This is a genomic window from Pseudoalteromonas sp. APAL1, assembly GCF_021532475.1.
Classification (GTDB): Bacteria; Pseudomonadota; Gammaproteobacteria; order Enterobacterales; family Alteromonadaceae; genus Pseudoalteromonas; species Pseudoalteromonas lipolytica_C.
This window is the reverse complement of the sequence record NZ_JAKGAW010000033.1, coordinates 22,181-44,340: the sequence shown is the minus strand read 5'-3', so window position 1 is coordinate 44,340 and position 22,160 is coordinate 22,181. Positions and strand designations below refer to the sequence as shown.

At 41.2% G+C, this 22,160-nt stretch carries 17 protein-coding genes; 12 read left to right on the top strand and 5 right to left on the bottom strand.

The annotated features are described in order from the left end of the window. Positions 1-107: 107 nt before the first annotated feature. The 3 genes from L1264_RS15330 to L1264_RS15320 all read left to right on the top strand — a co-directional run bounded on the left by L1264_RS15330 (position 108) and on the right by L1264_RS15320 (position 4,432). On the top strand, positions 108-2,363 hold the full coding sequence (locus L1264_RS15330) for an acyl-CoA dehydrogenase (protein WP_135926931.1): 2,256 nt from the start codon (positions 108-110) through the stop codon (positions 2,361-2,363). 144 nt (positions 2,364-2,507) lie between these two features. Continuing rightward, on the top strand, positions 2,508-3,458 hold the full coding sequence (locus L1264_RS15325; RefSeq protein ID WP_199527790.1) for a phosphotransferase: 951 nt from the start codon (positions 2,508-2,510) through the stop codon (positions 3,456-3,458). Between the two features lie 2 nt (positions 3,459-3,460). Beyond that, positions 3,461-4,432 (top strand): Gfo/Idh/MocA family protein, encoded by a 972-nt coding sequence (locus tag L1264_RS15320; protein WP_199527789.1) that lies wholly within the window; start codon positions 3,461-3,463, stop codon positions 4,430-4,432. Here the strand turns inward: L1264_RS15320 and L1264_RS15315 are convergent. Next, a complete protein-coding gene (locus L1264_RS15315; protein WP_199527788.1) occupies positions 4,429-5,247 on the bottom strand; it encodes a hypothetical protein in 819 nt (272 codons plus the stop codon). The two genes, L1264_RS15320 and L1264_RS15315, sit on opposite strands and share 4 nt — an antisense overlap. A 194-nt stretch (positions 5,248-5,441) precedes the next feature. Between L1264_RS15315 and upp the strand changes: the two genes are divergently transcribed. The 8 genes from upp (at position 5,442) to L1264_RS15275 (ending at position 16,700) form a co-directional block, all read left to right on the top strand. Then, positions 5,442-6,071, top strand: a complete 630-nt coding sequence (upp, locus tag L1264_RS15310) for a uracil phosphoribosyltransferase (RefSeq protein ID WP_135926935.1) — start codon at positions 5,442-5,444, stop codon at positions 6,069-6,071. Between the two features lie 9 nt (positions 6,072-6,080). After that, complete coding sequence (locus L1264_RS15305; RefSeq protein WP_135926936.1) at positions 6,081-7,319, top strand: uracil-xanthine permease family protein; 1,239 nt, start codon at positions 6,081-6,083, stop codon at positions 7,317-7,319. Positions 7,320-7,457: 138 nt separating this feature from the next. Further along, on the top strand, positions 7,458-9,200 hold the full coding sequence (locus L1264_RS15300) for an HAD-IIB family hydrolase (protein WP_199527787.1): 1,743 nt from the start codon (positions 7,458-7,460) through the stop codon (positions 9,198-9,200). Continuing rightward, positions 9,193-10,413, top strand: a complete 1,221-nt coding sequence (locus L1264_RS15295) for a glycosyl transferase (RefSeq protein WP_138557748.1) — start codon at positions 9,193-9,195, stop codon at positions 10,411-10,413. Before L1264_RS15300 ends, L1264_RS15295 begins: the two co-directional genes overlap by 8 nt. 12 nt (positions 10,414-10,425) lie before the next feature. Continuing rightward, positions 10,426-12,195 (top strand): sugar phosphorylase, encoded by a 1,770-nt coding sequence (locus L1264_RS15290; protein ID WP_235404196.1) that lies wholly within the window; start codon positions 10,426-10,428, stop codon positions 12,193-12,195. Between the two features lie 268 nt (positions 12,196-12,463). After that, entirely contained in the window at positions 12,464-13,867 is a 1,404-nt protein-coding gene (locus L1264_RS15285; protein ID WP_199527785.1) for a hypothetical protein, read from the top strand. Between the two features lie 12 nt (positions 13,868-13,879). Then, complete coding sequence (locus L1264_RS15280) at positions 13,880-15,031, top strand: imelysin family protein (RefSeq protein ID WP_199527784.1); 1,152 nt, start codon at positions 13,880-13,882, stop codon at positions 15,029-15,031. 43 nt (positions 15,032-15,074) lie between these two features. Next, positions 15,075-16,700 carry a di-heme oxidoredictase family protein gene (locus L1264_RS15275; protein WP_199527783.1) on the top strand — a complete coding sequence of 542 codons (1,626 nt, stop codon included), beginning with the start codon at positions 15,075-15,077 and terminating at the stop codon, positions 16,698-16,700. 36 nt (positions 16,701-16,736) lie between these two features. Here L1264_RS15275 and L1264_RS15270 read toward each other — a convergent pair whose 3' ends face one another. Then, positions 16,737-17,780 carry a substrate-binding domain-containing protein gene (locus L1264_RS15270; protein WP_199527782.1) on the bottom strand — a complete coding sequence of 348 codons (1,044 nt, stop codon included), beginning with the start codon at positions 17,778-17,780 and terminating at the stop codon, positions 16,737-16,739. A 150-nt stretch (positions 17,781-17,930) separates the two neighbouring features. Then, on the bottom strand, positions 17,931-20,774 hold the full coding sequence (locus L1264_RS15265) for a TonB-dependent receptor plug domain-containing protein (protein ID WP_235404194.1): 2,844 nt from the start codon (positions 20,772-20,774) through the stop codon (positions 17,931-17,933). Positions 20,775-21,120: 346 nt separating this feature from the next. On the opposite strand from L1264_RS15265, the gene L1264_RS15260 reads away from it, so the two are divergent. Next, on the top strand, positions 21,121-21,507 hold the full coding sequence (locus tag L1264_RS15260; protein WP_199527780.1) for a cytochrome b562: 387 nt from the start codon (positions 21,121-21,123) through the stop codon (positions 21,505-21,507). A gap of 51 nt (positions 21,508-21,558) precedes the next feature. Here L1264_RS15260 and ykgO read toward each other — a convergent pair whose 3' ends face one another. Together ykgO and L1264_RS15250 are read right to left on the bottom strand one after the other, a co-directional pair. Continuing rightward, positions 21,559-21,696 carry a type B 50S ribosomal protein L36 gene (ykgO, locus tag L1264_RS15255; RefSeq protein ID WP_138557741.1) on the bottom strand — a complete coding sequence of 46 codons (138 nt, stop codon included), beginning with the start codon at positions 21,694-21,696 and terminating at the stop codon, positions 21,559-21,561. Between the two features lie 19 nt (positions 21,697-21,715). Beyond that, positions 21,716-21,967: a type B 50S ribosomal protein L31 gene (locus L1264_RS15250; protein ID WP_199527779.1), complete on the bottom strand. Its 252-nt coding sequence runs from the start codon at positions 21,965-21,967 to the stop codon at positions 21,716-21,718. Between the last annotated feature and the right edge of the window lie 193 nt (positions 21,968-22,160).

Below are 22,160 nucleotides of genomic sequence, written 5' to 3'. Positions count from 1 at the left end.
GAAAAAATAAATATAAAAAAATGTTAAAAAAACTGGTTGGACCAATTGATCTATTGCTCATTTTGTGACGTAATGTAGGTATTACTATCTGGTCGGATGAGTTTATTATGAGCTTACGTACAAAATTAAAAAAAGTATTACCTAGTATTTCAATTACAGAACAAGAAGCGTTAGATGCGGGTGATGTTTGGTTAGAAGGTTCAATCTACCAAGGTAAACCTGACTTCGATGCACTTCGTGACGTGCCAGCAGCTAAGCTGAGCGCTGAAGAACAAGCATTCTTAGATGGCCCAGTTAAAGAATTATTATCAATGATTGATGATTCTGAAATTCAAAATGGTGTACATCTTCCTGACTACATTCTTGATTTCTTGAAAAAAGAGCGCTTTTTCTCGCTTATCATCCCTAAATCATTCGGCGGTTTAGAGTTCAGCCCTTATGCAAACTCTACAATTGTTGCGACTATTGCGACTAAGAGTTCTGCGGTTGCGGTAACCGTGATGGTTCCTAACTCTCTAGGCCCAGGTGAGCTATTACTACACTTCGGTACTAAAGAGCAGCAAGATCACTACTTACCACGCCTTGCAAATGGTCGTGATATTCCATGTTTCGCGCTGACTAGCCCAGAAGCGGGTTCAGATGCTGGTGGTATTCCAGATATCGGTGTTGTTAAACGTGGTCAATTCAATGGCGAAGAAGTTTTAGGTTTAGAAATTACTTGGGACAAACGCTACATCACTCTAGCACCTATTGCGACAGTATTAGGTTTAGCATTTAAAGTGGTTGACCCTGATGGTTTACTAGGTGGTAAAGAAAACCTAGGTATTACCTGTGCGCTTATTCCTAAAGATCACCCAGGTGTTCAGCTTGGTAATCGTCATGACCCTATGGGTATCCGTTTTTACAACGGTACGACTCGCGGTGAAAAAGTATTTGTACCAATGGACTTCATCATTGGTGGTCAAAAGAACATCGGTCGTGGCTGGCAAATGCTGGTTAGCTGTTTAGGTGCTGGCCGTGGTATCTCGTTACCGGCACTAGGTGTTAGTTCATCACAAGTGGCATTTAAAGGTGCTTCTGAGTACGCAGCTGTGCGTGAGCAGTTTGGTCTGGCGATTGGTCAATTCGAAGGTATTCAAGAGAAGCTTGCTGATATCGCAGGTAAAACTTACCTTCAAGAAGCAATGCGTGTATTAACAACAGAAGGTTTAGGCATGGGCTTAAAACCATCTGTAGTCACTGCGATTGCTAAATACCACATGACAGAAATTGGCCGTAACGTGCTTGATTCAGCAATGGATATTCAAGCAGGTAAAGCGATTCAAAATGGGCCGCAAAATACATTAGCAAGTGGTTATGTTGCTCAACCTATCGCAATCACGGTTGAAGGTGCAAACATTCTTACTCGTAACCTAATGATTTTTGGTCAAGGTGTAATGCGTTGTCACCCTTACCTGCAATCTATGGTTGAGTCTATCCACAGCGAAGACAAAAATGCAGACAAAGAATTCAACAGCATCTTACGTAAAACAGTAGGCTACAGCGTAGCTAACAGCTTACGTGCTTTCCGTTTAGGTGTATTACCGTTTACTGCGGGTGCTAAATCGTCACTACCAGAAGTACGTGAATACGAAAAAGCAGCACACAAACTATCTGCAAAACTTGCAGTTTACGCTGACTTCTCGTTATTGGTACTGGGCGGCAAACTTAAACAAGCAGAAATGTTATCTGCACGTTTAGGTGACGTAATGAGCTTCTTGTATGCGGCGATGGCATCGATTAAATACTACGAGCAAAAAGTAGCAAGCAGTGAACGTGAGCAAGCTGCGCCTTACTTCCACTATGCGACTCGCTTTGCACTACAAAGCGCTGAAGAAGCACTGCATAAGTTCCTAGATAACTTCCCTGCAAGTGGTACTCGTAAGTTTATGCGTTTCATTACTATGAACTACTCAAAGAAAATGCCTAAGATCAGCGATGATTTAATCCGTGAACTTGCGACTCAAGCGCAAATGGATACGGCATTTAAAGCGCAAATCACTCACTTGGTTAATCCAATTGAAGGTGATGGTCATTACATCAATGAGCAAGCGTACAAAGCGAAAATGGCGTGTCTTGATTTACTTGCAAAAGTTAAAAAAGCACTGCGTGCTAAAACTATCAAGCCGGGCGTTCGTTTTGCAGAAACTCTTGATAATGCACTTGTTGCAAGTGTTATCAACGAAGAAGAGTATGCAAAACTGATTGACTACAACAAGAAACGTGAGAAAGCGATTCGTGTTGATGAGTTCGATTTTGATATGAACTTACTGGATGACAATGCAAAGCCAGTTAACCCACTTAAAAGTGTGGTAAACGAGTAATTCAACAATGCAAGTCCTTAGCAGTATTAGGACTTTATCTTCGAAAACCCGTGTTTAGCACGGGTTTTTTATTGCCTACGGGCCGTTGTGCCAATAGCTAATTTCACCTACCATTGCCATTCGTTTTTTAAATCATAGAGCGTTATGGATCTTAGGCAATTTGTTACTTCTCACTTTTCAAACATTACAAATTTACAGCAAGCCGCGTCAGTCTGGAGCGGGTGCGGTGAGATTATTCGTTGCCAAGTGAACGGTGCAGCGACTGTAATTAAAGCGATTGAAGTGCCTAGCCAGATTAATCATAGCCGTATAACGCAAAGTGATTTTGCTCTTGCCAGAAAGCGCCAATCGTACTTAGTCGAATTTAACTGGTATCGGCATTACGCTGAGCAATTACCCCATGAAGCTGCGGCTATTCACTGTATTGATGCAATACAAGAGGGCACTAAGCAAGCGTTATTATTTAGTGATTTCGTAGCACATGGCTACCAGCAAGCATATGCTACACACAGCCACATTCAAGCAATTATAAACTGGCTTGCACATTTTCATGCTTTTCATTTAGCAAGCTCATCCGAGGGGCTTTGGCCTCGAGGTAGTTATTGGCATTTAGCAACACGGCCAGATGAGTTACAGCGTATGAGCGATTTAAGCTTAAAAGCGCAAGCGCAACCTATTGATACTGCGCTGAGTGAGTCACCTTACCAAACGTTAATTCATGGTGATGCTAAGCTTGCCAACTTTGCTATTGCGCCACAAAACCAGCACGTTCTTGGTTATGACTTTCAATATGTTGGCAAGGGTGTAGGGGTGATTGATGTAATGTATTTTTTAGGCAGTTGTTTAGATGATACAGCATTAAAATCAGTTGCAGATGATTATTTAAATCGTTATTTTGACACTCTTACCCTAGCACTAAAACGCTATCAACCGAGTATAAATCCTGTGCATGTTGTTAGTAGTTGGCGAGCGCTATGGTGTTACGCATGGAGTGATTTTTATCGCTTTTTAGCAGGTTGGAGCCCAACTCATGCAAAAATAAATGGCTACATGCAGCAGCAATTTGCAACGTACTTAACAAATACAAAGGAATAACAATGAATAAGCCAATGCGATTTGCCATTATTGGCTGTGGTGCTGTAACCGAAGTGAAAAGCGGCCCAGCTTATCAACAAGCAGAAGGTATTGCGCTTATTGGGGTGACACGCCGCGACCTAGAAAAAGCCCATGATTATGCTAAACGCCATAATGTAGCAAAGGTGTACACATCGCCAAGTGAACTAATAAACGATAACAGTGTTGATGCAGTGTATATTGCCACGCCGCCAGATAGCCATAAAGCGTTTGCTCTTGAGGTGGCAGCGGCAGGTAAACCTTGTTGTATAGAAAAGCCACTTGCGCCAAGTTATCAAGATAGCCTTGACATTGTCGCAGCGTTTAAAGAAGCTAAACAGCCGCTGTTTGTGGCTTATTATCGTCGTTCGTTACCGCGCTTTAATCACGTTAAACAGTTACTTGAACAAGGTGCCATTGGTAAGCTGCGTCATGTAAGTTGGCATTTAAGTAAGTCGCCGAATCCCCTAGATTTATCGGGAGAGTATAATTGGCGTACCGATCAAACAGTAGCACGAGGCGGTTACTTTGACGATTTAGCCAGCCATGGCCTTGATTTACTTGCCTACCTTTTAGGTGATTTTAATAAGGTGCATGGTTTATGTGCCAATCAACAAGGCTTATATTCTGCATTCGATGCCATAACCGCGCACTGGCAGCATGAATCCGGCGTCACTGGCACCGGAAGCTGGAACTTTGCCTCAGCAAATCGTTTTGATGATGTAATGATTTATGGCAGTGAAGGCGAGCTTAGCTTTAGTGTATTTGATGAAAAGCCCATTGTGCTTAACAACGCAAAGGGAACAAAACAGTTTGTAATTGATAACCCAGCACACATTCAACAATATCATGTTGAAAACATGGCGAATTATTTTCATGCCCAGCAACCACACCCATCAACTGGTGAAACCGCACTACATACAAGCTGGGTTATGGAGCAGATTTTATCGGCTTAGTGCTCAAACGCTGCATTGAAGGCATTTACAATTTGTGTGTTTTCACCTTCGTGAAATAGCGCCATTAAACGCTGACTAATTAATGTGCGTACCTTTTCTGTTTTAAGTGCTTTGTCGAACAGTGCTACGGCTTGTTTGCCGACCTCTGTCGGTGAGCAGGCAATATAACCAAACAACGCGGCTTTTTCTGGCTTAAGGCTGATATAGCGAATGTGACTTAGACCCGGTGCTCGCTTATAGCGATTGTTAAATATAGTTTGGTATTCTAAAACTGCATCAATTTTATTTTGAAATAGCATCTGACCAAGCCGAGGTGCATTGGTTGCCCCTTCTAACATAAAAAAGTGCTCATCATCTAAGCGTATAAAGTTATCAATTTCTTCTGAATATGAGCGGTCCTTGATGATGCCTATTGTTAAATTGAAGTCATTAATAGCTTGTAGCAGGGTAATGGAATCAGGGATCTTTGGCTTGTTGAATACCACCAATTTGTTAGCAGGAAAAGCCATCAGAGGGTATTGACTAAATACGGCTTGGGCCTCACGGTCAGGGGTTTTTAATTTATTGTATAAGCAAACATTATTCATTTTACTTAACTGCTGCCATTCTCTTAGCCGACTTGCCGGTATAAAGTGCAGGCTGATTTCATCACCTAACTCAGCGGCAGCAGCAAGTAAAAACGTAGTGGCTTCATTTTCTGGATTGCCGCCATCTTGGGGGATAAAGTCAGCCATCATCTGAATATTGAGTGTTTCACTGTGGGTTGGTAAGGAAATGCAACAAAATAGTATTAAGGTAAATGTGAGTGTTTTCATTACAGCTTAACCCAAAAAATAATTAAATCTTAAATATTGACCGTACGTGTTGTTGCAAAAAAATTAAAATTTGCACACAGCTGTTTAATTTTAGACCAGTTGATCGAATTAATGCAGTAAGTATGCAATTTTTGCAGTCGAGTAGACTATTTTGCGCTAAAATAGGCGTAATTTATTTCATTTAGGTTCTACTTATGTCTATCCATGTTATTACTCATCCGTTAGTTCAACACAAACTTGGCCTTATGCGCGCACAAGGTATTAGCACAAAAAGTTTCCGTGAGCTGGCGTCTGAAGTAGGTACTTTGCTTACATACGAAGCAACAAAAAACCTACCATTAGAAAGCGTGCAGATCACTGGATGGGATGGTTCAAACCTCAATGTAGAGCACATTAAAGGTAAAAAAATTACTGTTGTGCCGATTCTACGTGCCGGCCTTGGTATGATGGATGGCGTTATGCAATTATTACCTGCTGCAAAAGTTAGTGTTGTAGGTTTGCAGCGTAACGAAGAAACATTGGAGCCTGTGCCATACTTTGAAAAACTGGTTGGTAAAATTGATGAGCGTTTAAGCCTTGTTATTGACCCAATGCTGGCAACGGGTGGTTCAATGATCGCCACAATCGATATGCTGAAAAAAGCAGGCTGTAAAGATATTAAAGTGATTGTACTAGTGGCAGCACCTGAAGGTGTAGAAAAAACCCTTGAGGCGCACCCAGATGTTGAAATCTTCACTGCATCACTAGATAGTCACTTAAACGAAAAAGGCTATATCATCCCAGGCTTAGGAGATGCCGGTGACAAGATCTTTGGTACAGTGTAAGGCGTGCACGTGGAAAATCATCAAACATTTTCGTTAAAAACAATTCTAACCGGCGCGCAAATGCTGTTTGTTGCATTTGGCGCACTGGTACTTGTGCCGTTACTGACAGGCCTTGATCCCAATGTGGCTTTATTTACCGCAGGCCTAGGAACCTTGCTGTTTCATGTGGTTACCAAAGGCCAAGTTCCTATCTTTTTAGCATCGTCTTTTGCTTTTATTGCACCTATTATCGCCTCAGTACAAATGTGGGGTATTCCTGCAACTATGGGCGGTTTAATGGTGGCAGGCTTTTGCTATTTTGCACTTAGCTTGATTGTAAAATTTAAAGGCGTGAATGCACTGCATAAAGTGTTACCTCCTGTGGTTGTTGGCCCAGTTATTATGGTGATTGGTTTAGCCTTAGCGCCCGTTGCTGTGAATATGGCAATGGGTAAAGCAGGGGATGGCAGCGCGCAACTAGTTCCTTATGAACAAGCTATTTGGGTGTCTGGTTTATCATTATTGGTTACGCTGATTTTTGCGGTATGGGGTAAAGGTGTATTTAAACTTATTCCTATTCTTGCTGGTGTTATCGCAGGTTATCTTGCTTCGTTATTTATAGGTATTGTGGAATTTAATGCGGTTACTGAAGCTCGCTGGTTTGCTGTACCTGCATTTACTTACCCTGAGTTTAAGTGGCAAGCTATTTTATTTATGGTGCCTGTGGCCATTGCGCCAGCTATAGAACATATTGGCGACATGATGGCAATTAGCCAAGTCACGGGTAAAGACTATTTAAAGAAACCGGGCTTACATCGCACTTTACTCGGTGATGGCTTAGCAACCTCTGCGGCATCGGTTTTTGGTGGTCCACCTAATACAACCTACTCTGAAGTAACGGGGGCGGTCATGCTTACGCGTAACTTCAACCCTCGAGTGATGCTTTGGACTGCTATCATCGCGATTGTGCTCGCATTTGTGGCAAAAATGGGGGCGGGTTTACAAACTATTCCGGTTCCTGTGATGGGCGGCATCATGATTTTACTATTTGGCTCAATTGCCGTTGTAGGTTTAAATACTTTAGTAAAATCAGGTGAAGACCTTACCGCGCCTCGAAACTTGACTATCATCGCACTGATTTTAGTGTTTGGTATTGGTGGCATGCACCTCGGCGGTGACGAGTTTAGTTTGCAAGGTGTGAGCTTATGCGCAATTTTAGGAATTATCTTAAATGCTGTCCTCCCCAAAGCAGTGCAACAAGTTGATTAGAACTTAAAAACTGCTTAAATATTGCACCAAAAAAGCGCGTTAAATACGCGCTTTTTTTGTAACTATATAAAAAATAACGAGTTATAAAACTGGTCTACTAACTGCATTTATCTCTATGTCATACTGGTAGGAGCGATTATGCAAGAGGCAAATGTTGTGGATATTACCCCGTTTTTAGCGAAGCATCAGTTACCACTCAAGTATCAATACTTAAGTGAGCAGTTTTTTATACCCCTCGCGCAAGATATCTTGAGCGCAAAAATGACCGGCCAATCTATGCTGGTGGCTATCAACGGCTGCCAAGGCTCAGGAAAAACAACCCTCGCTGATTTTTTAGTGACTTGGGTTAATAGCAATACTGAATTTAACAGTGTGTCATTATCAATCGATGACTTTTATTTAAGTCGTGATGCACGCACTGAGCTTGCTAAAGATGTTCATCCCTTGTTTGCCAGTCGTGGTGTACCAGGTACGCATGATACGCAATTAATGGAGCAAACCTTATCGGCCTTGTTGGCAGGTAAAGTGAATGTGCCATTACCTCAATTTGATAAGCTAACCGATGATCCAGTGCCACAAGCCCAGTGGCCGAGCAACCAAAAGCCCGTAGATATCGTGTTTTTTGAAGGTTGGTGTGTAGCCAGTACACCTCAGCAACCTTATCAACTGCAAACTCCAGTTAATGAATTAGAACGACTAGAAGATGCCGACGGCATTTGGCGTCGCTGCGTAAATAGCTGCTTAGCAAATGAATATCAAAATGTATTCGCAATGGCCGATTACACCATTATGTTAAAAGCGCCATCATTTGAGGATGTGTATGCTTGGCGCTTAGAGCAAGAGCACAAGTTAATTGCCAAAAAAGGCCAAGGGCAGGGCACGTTTGATGAAGTGAGTTTAAAGCGTTTCATCTCTCATTTTGAACGTATTACGCGTGAAAACTTAGCCACTCTTGCGCACAGTGTTGATGCGTTATTGTTGCTTGATACTGAGCGTGATATTACCAAAATGGAACTACTCGCTGACCAAATTGCTCAACCACTTATTTTTACTGATTTAGACGGCACATTGCTTGATCACGATAGTTACGAATGTGAGGTGATCAAACCATTTTTGGCTAAGTTGAATGATACCGGTGTCAATGTCATTTTTAATACCAGCAAAACATTTGCAGAAGTCACTGATATTCAAAAAGCTTTAAATCATCACCAACCCTTTATTGTGGAAAATGGTGCGGCCGTTTATATCCCGAAAGATTATTTTAAAGTAAAGCCGATTGGCTGTGATGAGTATCAAGGTTATTGGCGTTTTGCGATGACACAAAGCACCGATAAATTGCATGAAGATCTTAAACAATATGCCAGTCAATTTAGCCATTGTGTGCGCTTATTTAGTCAATTTAGTGCACAAGAAATAGCCGAACTAACAGGGCTACCCGTTGATAAAAGCGAACTGGCTTTAAAGCGTCAATATTCAGACCCAATTTGCTTTTCTGGCAGTGATGAAGAGAAACAAGGTCTGATAGAGGCAATGAGTCAAGCAGGATACGAAGTGCTTGTTGGTGGTCGCTTTATTCACCTTACTAAAGGTAACAACAAAGGTCTTGCACAAAAATGGTTGTTGAATCAGTTCAAAAAAGCTTATCGCAATCCATTCACTGTAATAGCGCTTGGCGACAGTCAAAACGATGTCGCCATGCTAAAAGCGGCCGACACCGCCATTTTAATCAATAACCCTGGCAGCCAAGTACAATCGCAAATATTACAAAAAGCTTGGCAGCTAAGCGAAAAACCAGCCCCAGCAGGTTGGGTTCAAGAAGTTTCTGCGTTAACTATCATCAAAGCGCATTTTGCAGCAAAACAGGAGCAATCTCATGGCTGATTTCTATCAAAATGGCATTATCACGACCTTACACAATATTGCTGACCGTCCAGTCGAAGAACTAGAAAAAGAGTTATTGGATTTTTCAAAACAGCGTCCTATGGGTTTGATTTTACCCTCACTTTACAGTGAGTTAGAAGGACCCGCTTTGCAAAATATTATAGCTGAGCTCAAACATGTGCCTTACTTATCACAAATTACCATTGGCCTAGATCGCGCCGACGAAAGCCAATATCGCCATGCGTTACAGTTTTTTGCTGAGCTTGACCAGCATCATAAGGTACTTTGGAATGATGGCCCGCGTTTACAAGCGCTTGATAAAGAACTACAAAAACTTGGCGTTGCGCCACGAGAGCTAGGTAAAGGTCGCAATGTTTGGTATTGCATGGGTTATAAGTTGGCAACCTCAAAAGTAGAGTCAATTGCACTACATGATTGCGATATTTTGACTTACGATAGAGCACTTTTAGCACGCTTAATTTATCCTGTTGCTCACCCTCGTTTTAACTATGAATTTTGTAAAGGCTTTTACCCGCGCACCGCTGAGGGCAAAATTAATGGCCGTGTGTCACGTTTGCTGGTAACGCCGTTATTGCGTTCATTTAAAACAATTTTAGGTAGCAACGATTATTTAGAATACATGGACTCGTTTCGTTATCCGCTAGCGGGTGAGTTCTCATTCCGTCGCGATGTACTTAATGATATTCGTATTCCAAGTGACTGGGGTCTCGAAATTGGCGTGTTATCAGAGATGTATCGTAACTACTCGCATAACCGGTTATGTCAGGTTGATATTGCTGATAACTATGATCATAAACACCAAGACCTATCGCTTGAAAACCAAGCAGCGGGCTTGTCGAAAATGTCGATTGATATTACCAAAGCTTTATTTAGAAAGCTGGCTACCCAAGGGGTGACCTTTACCAGCGAAACAATTCGTTCATTAAAAGCAACTTACTACCGTATTGCACTCGATTTTATCGAAACTTATCACAACGATGCGCTGATGAATGGTTTAACACTTGATATTCACCATGAAGAAAAAGCCGTTGAAATGTTTGCGCAAAACATTATGAATGCGGGTCAGCACTTCTTAGAAAACCCAATGGAGGCACCATTTGTGCCGAGTTGGAACCGAGTCGCTTCGGCAATGCCAGATGTATTTGCTCGCTTAGAAGAAGCCGTAGAGCTTGATAACAAAGAATTTATTTAACGGAGAAGACACGTGACTTTAGAGCTACTCCAACAACGGGTTATACAGCATTTAACCTGTATCTACGCCGAGGTTGAGCTATCAACCTCGCTTGAACAACTTGCAGACAGGCTTATCAATACCATGTTAGGTGATGATCCTGTACGTGACCCAACGCCGCATAAAAACCGTTGGGATGAGCAAGACATGATTTTAATTGCTTATGGTGATTCAATCATTCGCCATGCGAATACGGATGAAGCCGTGGCAAAGCCTGAAGAGCCACCTTTGCATACTTTACATCGGTTTGTAAAAAGCCAATGCTTGCCTGAGCTTAATGCACTGCACATTTTGCCATTTTACCCATATAGCTCAGATGAAGGCTTTGCGGTAATGAATTATGTGCAAGTGAATGAAGCGTTAGGCAGTTGGCAGCATATTCGTGATATTTCAGCAGATGTTAGGTTGATGGCTGATTTGGTGATCAACCATTGTTCAAGCCGAAGTGTCTGGTTTGAAAACTTTATTCAAGGCAAAGAGCCGGGTAAAGGGTATTTTAAAACGGCAAGCCCGAGTGACGACCTGGTGCAGGTTGTTCGTCCGCGTACATCGCCTCTTTTACAAGCGGTCGAAACAAAAGATGGTTTGCAACATGTGTGGTGTACGTTTAGTCATGACCAAGTCGATTTTGATTTTGCCAACCCAGATGTACTTAACGAGTTTGTGGGTATTATTCGTCATTATTTAGATAATGGTGTGCGTATATTCCGCCTTGATGCGGTGGCTTTTTTATGGAAAAAGCTCAATACCCGTTGCATTAATTTACCTGAAACTCACGAAGTGATCAGGCTACTTCGCACCCTTATTGAGCACTTTGAGCCTAATGTGATTATTATCACTGAAACCAATATTCCAAATCGCGAAAACCTATCGTACTTTGGTAATGCCAACGAAGCGCACTGTATTTACAACTTCTCATTGCCACCGTTGCTGTTACACACTTTACTCAGTGGTGACAGCACTGCATTAAAGCATTGGATGATGAGTATGCCACCTCCTCAAGAAGGGACCGCATACTTTAACTTTATAGCTTCACATGATGGTATTGGTTTAAGGCCTGTCGAAGGGTTATTGGAGCAAAGTGAAATTGCTGAAATGGTCAGTACGACTGCAAAGTATGGCGGTAAAGTCTCACTGCGTACCGCACCTGATGGAACTAACACCCCTTATGAGTTAAACATTGCTTTATTTGATGCATTGCAAGGTACTTATAAAGGCCCTGATAAGTGGGGACTTGCTCGCTTTTTATGTGCACATGCCATTATGTTTGCGCTTGAAGGCATTCCTGGTTTGTATATTCATAGCTTACTCGGTACTACCAACGATTATGAGCGCTTTGAAAATAGTCAACATAATCGGGCTATTAACCGTCACCGTTGGCAAGAATCAGATTTACTAGCAAAACTGAGTAATGAAAATGCCCATCACCGTACTGTGTTTAAAGCGATGAAAAACTTGATGTCTATTCGTAAGGCGCAAAGCGCATTTCACCCTAATGCGACGCAATATACGTTACATTTAAGTGAGGGGTTATTTGGTTTTTGGCGACAAAGTATTAACCGTTCACAAAGCATGTTTTGTGTTTATAACATTAGTGATGAGACGCAAACTCTCACTCTTGCAGACTTAAATTTGATTGGTACCGAGCAGTGGCGAGATTTAATAAGCGGGGAGCAAATTACTGAGCAAACACAAACATTGTCGCTGACTCCATATCAAGCAGTTTGGCTCAGCAATAAATAATCCTATCATCAAGATAATACAAGTCTTATCGTTAACAAGTATGCCCATCAGGTGGGTTTGCTTGTTAACAAGTAACTTACAGTTATCGTAAATTGCTTCCTTATTGCACACCAAATTATCATTCCAGCTTAATTTTCAATGAAATAGTCTTAGAAATTAAATCTTATTTAATCTAATTTACCGTTTTTAGTAAAAAGTAAAGTTAACAACATTTACAATATAAAAGATAACTATTATCATTTGGTTTTATTTTTAGGTGCACTTTACGATGAACAAAGCAGTACTCTCTCTCGCGGTGTCATTGGCTTTGACTCCACTATACAGTGTTGCAAATGATGACATGCAAGCTCAACTCGAAAAACTTCAACAACAACTCCTTGAACAACAAAAAGCGATTGATTACTTAAAAAGTCAATTAGAAGCAAAAAACACCCAGCAAGTTGCAGTGCAACAAAAAGCCCCAGTTGTTACTGAGCAGGCAGCACCCGTTGCTACAGTCGCAAGCAAAAAAGAATCAAAACTTACTTTTAAGAGCTACGGTACTTTGCTTTATAAAAGTGACGAAGTGTTTGCCAACGTTCAAGATACTTCTCCAGAGCGCCGCGCCACTACAGACTTAGAGCGAGTTGTCACTGAGTTTGAATATGAAATTGATGATAAGTGGAAAGTCGAATTTGAACTTGAGTATGAACACGGCGGTACAGGTACCACGCTTGAATATGACGGCTTTGAAGAATTTGGCGAATTTGAATCAGAAGTTGAAGCGGGTGGTGAAGTTATTGTCGAAAAGCTACAGCTAGAATATGAATATAACCCTAACTTTACAGTCAAGTTTGGTCATATATATGTTCCGGTAGGCTTAGGCACAGACTTAAACAAGCCAGATCAATACTTTACCACGACTCGCCATTGGGGTGAGGCAACTATGATCCCGCAAGTTTGGCATGAAACTGGGGTTAACTTAATTTCTCGTTGGTCTGACTTTACACTGCAAACATTGGTGACGACGGGTCTTAACTCTGAATACTTCCGTTCGACTAATTGGGTCGCGGGTGGTGCACAGCAACGCTTTGAAGAAAATACCGCAGATGATTTAGCGCTCACATTACGCCTTGATTATGGCAATGTTAAAGCCGGTAAAGGGTTTGGTGTTAGTTACTATACGGCAAATACATCTGATAACCGTCGCAATCAGGGCAAACTTGATGTGGATGGAAACGTGTCTATTCTCGGGTTACATGGTGCATGGACGTTAGATGATCTTGTGTTCCGTGGTCAGTACTTATTTGGCGAGTTAGAAGACTCAGTTGCTATCACTGCTGCTAATAAAACTACGCCGGGTCTTCGTCCGGGAAGCTTTGCACAGCTTGGTAGTAAAGCTGAATCTGCATTTGTAGAAGCCGCTTATAATATGCAGGGGCTGTTTGATTTATCTTCGCCGCTGTATGTATTTACCTCGTTTGATTATGCCAACCCAATGCTTGAAGTGGCCAGTGGTGCGGCTATCCATCGTTACGACATTCGTGAGCTTAACTTTGGTTTAAATTACCTTCCAAACAAAAACTTAATTCTAAAACTTCAGGGCGGTCAACGTTATTACGCACAAGACGATATCGATGACACGACTCACTTTAGCGCCTCTCTTGGCTATAAATTTTCAACAGAACTATAAAGGAACCTTGGGATGAAAACTGTATTAAACAGCATCACAGCTGTCATTTTAGCGTCAACACTTGTTGCATGTGGTTCGTCTTCTTCGGATGATTCTTCAGATACAAGCACACCCGTTACTGAAGTAACAGGCTTTAGCTACGATGCAACTGATTTAATTGAAAACGTAACTGAGCAAGTAATTGTTGATGGTTACGAAATGCTAAACAGCAAGGCAACGGTTCTACATAACGCGACACTCACATTATTAGAAAACAAAAACGCAGCTGCGCTGGCTGCTGCTCAACAAGCTTGGAAAGATGCACGTGTATTCTGGGAGCAAGGAGAGTCACATATCTTTGGTCCTGTTGATAGTTTATCAATTGATCCACATCTTGATACTTGGCCACTGAATACCGCTGATTTAGAAGCACTACTTGCAAGTAACACAACGTTCTCAGCTGATAATGTGAAGAACTTTGACGATGGTGTACAAGGTTTCCACACCATGGAGTTCTTATTATTCGGTAATGGCGTTGAAGATAACGATAAGTCAATTGACGAAATGACTGTGCGTGAAATGGAATACTTAATTGCATGTGCTGAAGTATTTAATATTCATACACAAAGCCTTGTTGATGCATGGGTTATCTCTGCAAATGCGGATGATGAACCTGCTTATAAAGATTATTTATTAACACCGGGCAATGATAAATACTCATCTGAGTTAGGTGTTATTGAAGAGTTAGTCAATGGTGTGATCGGTATTGTTGATGAGGTAGGTAACGGTAAAATTGCAGAACCATTCGGTACTAGCAAAGACACAGCTGATACATCATTGGTTGAATCACAATATAGCTGGAACTCATTAACTGACTTTAGCAACAACATTGTTGGTGTACAAAATGTGTTTTTAGGCACATTCAGCGATGAAAACGACAGCCCAGGTCTTAAAGCATTTATCAATGCCGGTGACGCTGAACTAGCAGCGAAAGTTGAAACTCAAATTTCAGCAGCGATTGCAGCGATTGATGCCATTGCAGGTGCAGATGATATGCCATTTAGACAAGCGATTAAGGATGATGCTGGTCGCGTTCGAATTCAAACAGCGATTGATGCGCTAGGTGAATTACAAGCGACCCTTGAAGAAGAAGTTGTGCCACTTATCAAAGAGTGGAATTTATAATCGCTGGGGAAGCATCTGCTTCCCCTCTTTACAAGATACCGTCATGAATGTAAAAGCAATTAAACCAATTCTATTTGCTTTCACAGCCATATCTTTAGTGGCATGTGGAAGTAAAACCAGCGATAAAAGCGCGACTGAAACGACAACACCACCACCAACAAGCAGCGAAACTGATCCAAATTATATTGATGTCGTTGCCTTGGCAGGTGATGCGACAGCCCTCGATACCAATAATTCAGGCCATGGTTTCTCTACACCTATGCCTAATTTAAGTGATTCAGAACTCGATATTCACTTAACTGGCGATGCTAATTTTGAAACATCCTTTACGACAGCCCCGAATGATGCACACCCGGAACTCGATGGTTTAGGGCCTGTTTTTAATAACAATAACTGTAATGCTTGTCACCAACGAGATGGTCGCCCAAGTACCATTGTTCCAACCGCTGAACAGCAAACTGTGAAGTTAGCGAATGATGCAGGGATCTTTTTACGCGTTAGCTTAGCTGATGGCGTGTGTGAAATGCCAAGTAGTGTCAATGATTTTTGTCAGGTTAAAGGCGTTGAAGGGTTTGGGGATCAACTCTTTCATCGGGGGATTTTACAAGCCCGTGAAGACTGGCAAACGCATAATTTTGGTGGCCAAGCTGATGTATATCTAAGCTATGATTACACAGAGTTTAGCTACCCGGATGGAAGTACTGTCACGTTGAAAAAGCCGGTATTTACTATCGACAATGCATGGGACTCACCTGAAAACTTCAGTTTAAGCGCCCTTGCCAATGAAGATGTACGTTTTAGTGCCCGTAATGGCATGCCTGTCTTTGGTCTTGGATTGCTTGAAGCGATTGAAGAGCAAGATATTCTAGCGCTTGAAGATGTTGATGATGCCGACAACGATGGAATTTCTGGTAAAGCAAACTGGGTATTTGATGCTGTTAAGGCTCAAGCGGGTGATGAAAACCCTGTGTCACTTGGACGATTTGGTTGGAAAGCCAGTACACCATCAGTCAGACAGCAATCACTAGGTGCACTACGTGGTGACATGGGGGTAACCAACTCATTGTTCCCTGAAGAAAGCATTGCCAATACAATAATGCACGAAAGTTATTTATCTCGTACTAACTATCAAGATACCGGTTCTGATGAGCAAGGATTGCCAGAAGCCAGTGATGAGTTTGCTGATACGGTCGTGTTTTACGCAGAAACGCTTGCTGTGCCAGCACGTCGTAATGTAGCAGACGAAGGTGTTAAAGCCGGTGCACGTTTATTCGATGATTTAAACTGTACTGGTTGCCATACGCCTCGTTTTGTAACCGCAAATGGTGCCGCTTTATTACTGGGCGGTGTTGCAGCGCCTGCGGCAGTAAAAGGGCAAGAAATTTGGCCATTTACCGACATGTTGTTGCATGACATGGGTGAAGAGCTCGCAGATAACCGCCGTGATTTTATGGCAACAGGCCGTGAGTGGAAAACGCGTCCGCTTTGGGGGATTGGTTTAACGAAAACAGTTAACCCAGCCGCAGGTTTCTTACATGATGGGCGCGCAGCCACACTTGAAGAAGCGATTTTATGGCATGGTGGTGAAGCTGAAAAAAGTAAGCGTGAATTTACAGAGCTTAGCAGTGAAAAAAGAGCTCAGTTAATTAGCTTTTTACAATCACTATAGCTGTAATCCCCTTTAAAAGCGCACTGTCAACGCCCTTTACAGTGCGCTTTTTGTTGCCTCTAAGATAAGAGATTCAACACTAAAGGGAAGAGGGTTTATATGTGCTTTACTGAAAACGCGAAAGTTAATTGCCACGTTATTACTGTGAATTTGTTCAACGAGCTTTAGCGTTTGTTCGTTATGTTGACTGAAAATAGCCACTTCTTGATGCATTGCTCCAGTTGAGTAATTATTGAGTAGATCATGAACATTTACTATAGCTAAAGCTCCGAGCGTAACATGACCACCGATTGTGACATCTATTTTTTCGGCCACCGCCCTAAGCGGCCAATTAATTGCTCCAACCACTACGTTTTTGCGTTTGTTTAACTCATCAAGCGCAGCAATTGCCCCTAACGCTATCGCATCATTTGCCGCCCAAACAATATTAATAGTTGGTTGATGCCTAAAAAAACCAAGGCTTTGACGGTAGGCTTGTTTGGTTGACCAATTGGCAACTGTATTAGCAGTAATGTTTGCACTAGTATTAGATGCCACACTTTGCTTTAAACCTTGCTCCCGATCAAGGGCTGCATGGGTTGTGTAGTCTCCATTAATTGCGAAAATGTTGGCAGCTTGCTGGCTCTTTTCAATTAGTTTGTTGGCTAATAATTGGCCTGCTTGCTTGTTATCGGGTACTACGCTACCAGCGACATTAATACCATGATCACTCATAAGTTTTAGCTCTTGCTTAGATGGGCTGTTGAGTAAAAAATAGATGGGTGTAGGTACAGGAGACAAGCTTAAAAGCTGTTGCGTAAGCACACTTTTCTCATCAACTAAAATGAGCATATCTGGCTTAGCTTTGATTGCTTTAGTCACTAAAGATTTCATTTCAATATGATTTCGATTGGCATAATGAATAGTTAAATCGAGATCAAAGTCTTTTGCAGCGTTTTGCATCAACTGTGACACTTCAAACCAAAACGGGCCTGTTACATTGGTATCTGCATGACCTGGATTAATAAAAATAATACTTTGCTTGGCAAAAACACCAGGCAGGTAAAATAGACAGATAGTGATAAATACTGTTTTAAGCATGGCTTTATTAGGTTAAAAGACCGGTAGGGTAGAGTATAGCGCGAATTGGTAGATTTTAAGTAAATGATTGGAATAGGGTATTTTTTTAATCTCTGATAGAAAAAGGGCTGCACAAATGTGCAGCCCTAAGAGAATCAAAGTTTTTAACGATTAGAAATCGTAAGATAGTCTTAAGTAGCCGAAACGACCGATGTTATCGTAACTTGCACTACCAGAACCTGTACCTCGAGTACCGAATGGAAGCTCTCGGTTAAAGATGTTATCAACACCTACTTTAACGCCAAAGCCGCTTTCGAAGTTATAACCAACTGTTGCGTCAGAAATAACATAGCTACCAAACTTCATTAAGCTATTTGGATTCGGGTTATCTTCTAACTCTTGGTCTGTGTAAAGGCTTACTTCATCTAGGTAACGTGTATCAAACGTTGCAAAGAAACCATCACGCTTATAAGAGATAGTTAAGTTAGCTTGCCATTTCGCTTCACCAGTTGTACCAGCATACTCGATGTAATCTTCAGGTTGATCTTGGAACGGGAAGTCTTTACGTTCAATTAGGTATGTACCAATTAAACGTGTAGAGAAGTTGCCTTCTAGTGCGTCAAAATCATAACCTAACTCAAAGTCAACACCCGATGCTTCTTGACCAGAAACGTTTAATACTGAGTTTTGAATCAGTGTAATTTCATGTGATGTGCTATCACGTGTAATTAGATTACAATATTGGTTATTGATACCGCCTTCAGCGTCAACACAGCGGTCAAGAATTTCTTGAGAGGCAATTGTTGAGATTGCGTCTTCTAATTCAATTTTCCAATAGTCGATTGTAATAACAGAGTTTTCTAGGAATGACGGTTGGTAAACTAAACCAATAGTTGTACTAGTTGACTCTTCACCTTTAACGTCTCTGTTACCACTTACTAAACCTTCAAGGGTTTGTGAGTCGTAATCTGATTCAAAGCCTGCAGGAACACCTAAAGCAGCACAGTTTGCACGACGAACCTCTGAATTTTGTAAATCATCTAGGTTATCAGCTAAACAAGGGTCATCAACGTTGTAGAATGTTTGGCTCGGTGCACCGAAGATCTCACCAATGTTAGGTGCGCGAAGTGCTTCAGATTGTGTTGCACGAACACGTAGTTGATCGTTTACTGTCCAATCTAAACCAACTTTCCAGCTTGTTGCATCGCCAATTGTGCTGTAGTCAGCGTAACGTACTGCTGTATCAAGTACTAGGTCTTGAACAAGTGGTAAGTCAGCTAGTAATGGGATAGATGCTTCGAAGTAAATCTCGTTTACATCAAAATCACCTTTATCTTCACCCAGTGCGTTGAAGAATGTACCTACTGCATTATCAGGCTCTTTAGTTTCACTTTCTTCTTTACGGTATTCTACACCAGCAGCAAAGCCAACATAACCCGCTGGTAATTCATAGATTGCTGAGTTTGCAAGTGATGCAGTTACTACTGTCTGAGTAATCTCAGAAGTACCTGTTGATACCGTATTAATGTAATTAATTGCTTCTTGGCTTGGTGCGCCAAAGCCCATGATGTTTACCGGTACACAGCCTTCAGCGCGTGCTTCTTCACTACGACAAACAATATTACCTTCGCCATCATCAATAGCGTCAAGAGCATTGTAGTAGTTTGCCATAATCATGTTAGCGCCATTAATACGCTCTAAGTCTGTTTGGCCATGAACAACTGATGCATCTAATTCCCAATCAGTGAATACTGTGCCTCTCAAACCAGCAACAAAACGGGTTGTTTCACGAGTGTTGTTTTCGATACGACGACCTAAATCTGTCATCATACGGTTAACCATGATTGAGCTAACACCTTCTTGTTCCATTAGATCTTTAACACTCGAGTCAAGATATGGGTTGTCAATCTTGATGCTGTTATTTGGGTTAAAGAAGAAAAATGCTGGCTGGCCAATGCTTTCGCCTTCGCTGTTTACATATTTTGCTTCGAAATAAGCATTCATGTCTTCAGCAACGTCATAGTTAACTTTAAAGTTTACGTTGTAGCGTTCAAATTCAGGCTGAATTTCATTGAATTGTGCAAGGTTGAATGAATCACAGTCAGCACATGCAAGACCATCTACTCGGTCACCTATATAAATGTCACGAAGGCTGCCATCTGGGTTGAATGAGTTAACATAGCCATTGCTTGATGCAAAAACACCTGCATTATTAATCGCATAATAGCCAGCGTTTGGTGTGTAAATTCTATCAGGGAAATTTGGATCGTCTTTGTTTTCTTCGTTTTGAGCTGGGTTACGCAAGCTAAAGAAAGAGCCATCAGTCCATTGGTGATCAAGCGCATTTAATGTATTTTGGCCAGAATATTCAACAGCAAAGGCTACGTTACCACGGTCATTATCGAAATTCGTGCCGTATGAAAACGTTGCTTTTTCGTTTTTGTAGTCACTTAGTTCAGAGGCGCCTTTAGTAACACTAACACTTAAGCCTTCGATGTTCTTTTTAAGAATGAAGTTAACTACACCTGTTACAGCGTCGGCACCGTATACAGCTGATGCACCACCTGTGATGATCTCAACACGCTCTACCCATGTGCTTGGAATTGTATTGGTATCAACAGATTGAGAACCTGCAGAGCTAGAAACATGGCGTTTACCATTAACAAGTACAAGTGTGCGGTCTGTACCCATATTGCGTAAATCAAGAATGTTTAGACCAGCAGTACCGATAAAACGACCTGAGTTTGCTAGTGAATAAGTGTTACCAAGGGCTGGTAATTTATTTAGTGCTTCACCAATATTTACAGCACCTGTGTTAACTAAGTCTTCACCACTGATAACAGTTACTGGAGCAGGGGCAATAGCACCTTCACGTAAAATACGTGAACCAGTTACTTCTATACGGTCGATTGATTTTACTTCTTCTTCAGCAGCTATAGATTGGCTAGAAATGGCAAGCGCCGATGAGCATAGAGCAAGCTTGATGCTAGCACCTAAAAGATTATTTTTTATCATTATTTCACCTGTTACTTTATTGTTCTATCCCTGGGTGGGGTGTTAACTATGTTTTCCAAATGTTAACGAGAACACTCTAGCATTGTCCCTATTGTTCCCAAATCAAAAGTTCGTAGCAAAATGTAGCCACTTAAAACTTTTTATAACAATGGTTTATTGTTGAGTTGGTTTTTTAGATTGATAATGTGGCTATTGATAGTTGGCTTTTATGCAATGAAAATGATTATCAATAGATGTGATTTTTGGTATCGTAATAATGCTTTATAAACTGATGCTAACTTTTTGAATTAGGCTGATGATGTGTTTCGACATATAATGCGGCCAAGTTTTTCCACATGAGTACTTTATGAAATTTATTCTAGTTACCTTATTGGTATTTTTCTCTGCAGTCTGTGTAGCAGAAGAGCTCGATCTTGAAGCAAATATGAAGAACATGGGGCTGGCTTATAAAAACTCGGTTCGTGCAACGAGTCTTGAAGTGTTTAATACATCAATTGATGAGTTTATTCACTTGTTAGAAAAAGCACGGACAGCCGACTTTAAACAGCATAAAACAGCATCTCTTGAAGGACTTGATAAAGTAATAAAACAGGCAAATCTGGCTAAAGAACTAGCCAGCAAGCAGGGACTTGATGCAGCGAAAGTACCTCTTAAATCAATAGATGATTTACGAAAAAAATACCATGAACTCCATGAGCCGCCAGGTTTTTGGCAGCTGTTATTTGGAAAATAATATTATTTAATTTTCGAAATTAGACTTAAAAAAGGTGCTGAAGCACCTTTTTTAACGCTTTTTCTTTTTACCTTGAACTGCTTTAAAGCGCGGATTGTCTTTATTAATTACATAAACGCGGCCTTTGCGCTTGACAATTTGGCAACCCGGACGGGATTTTGCACTTTTAAGAGAGCTTAATACTTTCATTTTAACTCCTAAACGCGGTTTACTTGCTCGCTAAGTTTTTAAAACGACGATTAAATGCAGCTACACGACCATCGCTTGCTACTGCTTTTTGCTTGCCGGTATAAAATGGGTGTGAATCACTCGATATATCAATTGGTACGTAAGGGTATGTTTTACTATCAAGCTCTATAGTACGCGATGTTTTAATCGTCGAACCGATAATAAAGTAGCTGTCGGCAGCAGTATCGTGAAACGCTACTTGATGGTATTCAGGGTGTATATTAGGCTTCATTATTTACCTTTTGTGTTATGTGATAATATATCAAATATAAAGCAAAAAGAGACAGGCTTCAAGATAAAAATAATTCTTATTTGTAGGTTGGCTGGCTTAAAATTAGTCATTATGAACAATCAGTGAGCAGTTGAATTTAAAAAACTGGCTATTGTTAATAAGGCTGTTATAACTAGGTATGCGTGCTTATTTA

Coding starts and splice junctions, on each gene's coding strand:
- L1264_RS15270 (WP_199527782.1), bottom strand. CDS start 17,780: ATGCTTAAAACAGTATTTATCACTATCTGTCTATTTTACCTGCCTGGT.
- upp (WP_135926935.1), top strand. CDS start 5,442: ATGTCTATCCATGTTATTACTCATCCGTTAGTTCAACACAAACTTGGC.
- L1264_RS15280 (WP_199527784.1), top strand. CDS start 13,880: ATGAAAACTGTATTAAACAGCATCACAGCTGTCATTTTAGCGTCAACA.
- L1264_RS15275 (WP_199527783.1), top strand. CDS start 15,075: ATGAATGTAAAAGCAATTAAACCAATTCTATTTGCTTTCACAGCCATA.
- L1264_RS15295 (WP_138557748.1), top strand. CDS start 9,193: ATGGCTGATTTCTATCAAAATGGCATTATCACGACCTTACACAATATT.
- L1264_RS15300 (WP_199527787.1), top strand. CDS start 7,458: ATGCAAGAGGCAAATGTTGTGGATATTACCCCGTTTTTAGCGAAGCAT.
- L1264_RS15320 (WP_199527789.1), top strand. CDS start 3,461: ATGAATAAGCCAATGCGATTTGCCATTATTGGCTGTGGTGCTGTAACC.
- L1264_RS15260 (WP_199527780.1), top strand. CDS start 21,121: ATGAAATTTATTCTAGTTACCTTATTGGTATTTTTCTCTGCAGTCTGT.
- ykgO (WP_138557741.1), bottom strand. CDS start 21,696: ATGAAAGTATTAAGCTCTCTTAAAAGTGCAAAATCCCGTCCGGGTTGC.
- L1264_RS15325 (WP_199527790.1), top strand. CDS start 2,508: ATGGATCTTAGGCAATTTGTTACTTCTCACTTTTCAAACATTACAAAT.
- L1264_RS15315 (WP_199527788.1), bottom strand. CDS start 5,247: ATGAAAACACTCACATTTACCTTAATACTATTTTGTTGCATTTCCTTA.
- L1264_RS15265 (WP_235404194.1), bottom strand. CDS start 20,774: ATGATAAAAAATAATCTTTTAGGTGCTAGCATCAAGCTTGCTCTATGC.
- L1264_RS15250 (WP_199527779.1), bottom strand. CDS start 21,967: ATGAAGCCTAATATACACCCTGAATACCATCAAGTAGCGTTTCACGAT.
- L1264_RS15285 (WP_199527785.1), top strand. CDS start 12,464: ATGAACAAAGCAGTACTCTCTCTCGCGGTGTCATTGGCTTTGACTCCA.
- L1264_RS15330 (WP_135926931.1), top strand. CDS start 108: ATGAGCTTACGTACAAAATTAAAAAAAGTATTACCTAGTATTTCAATT.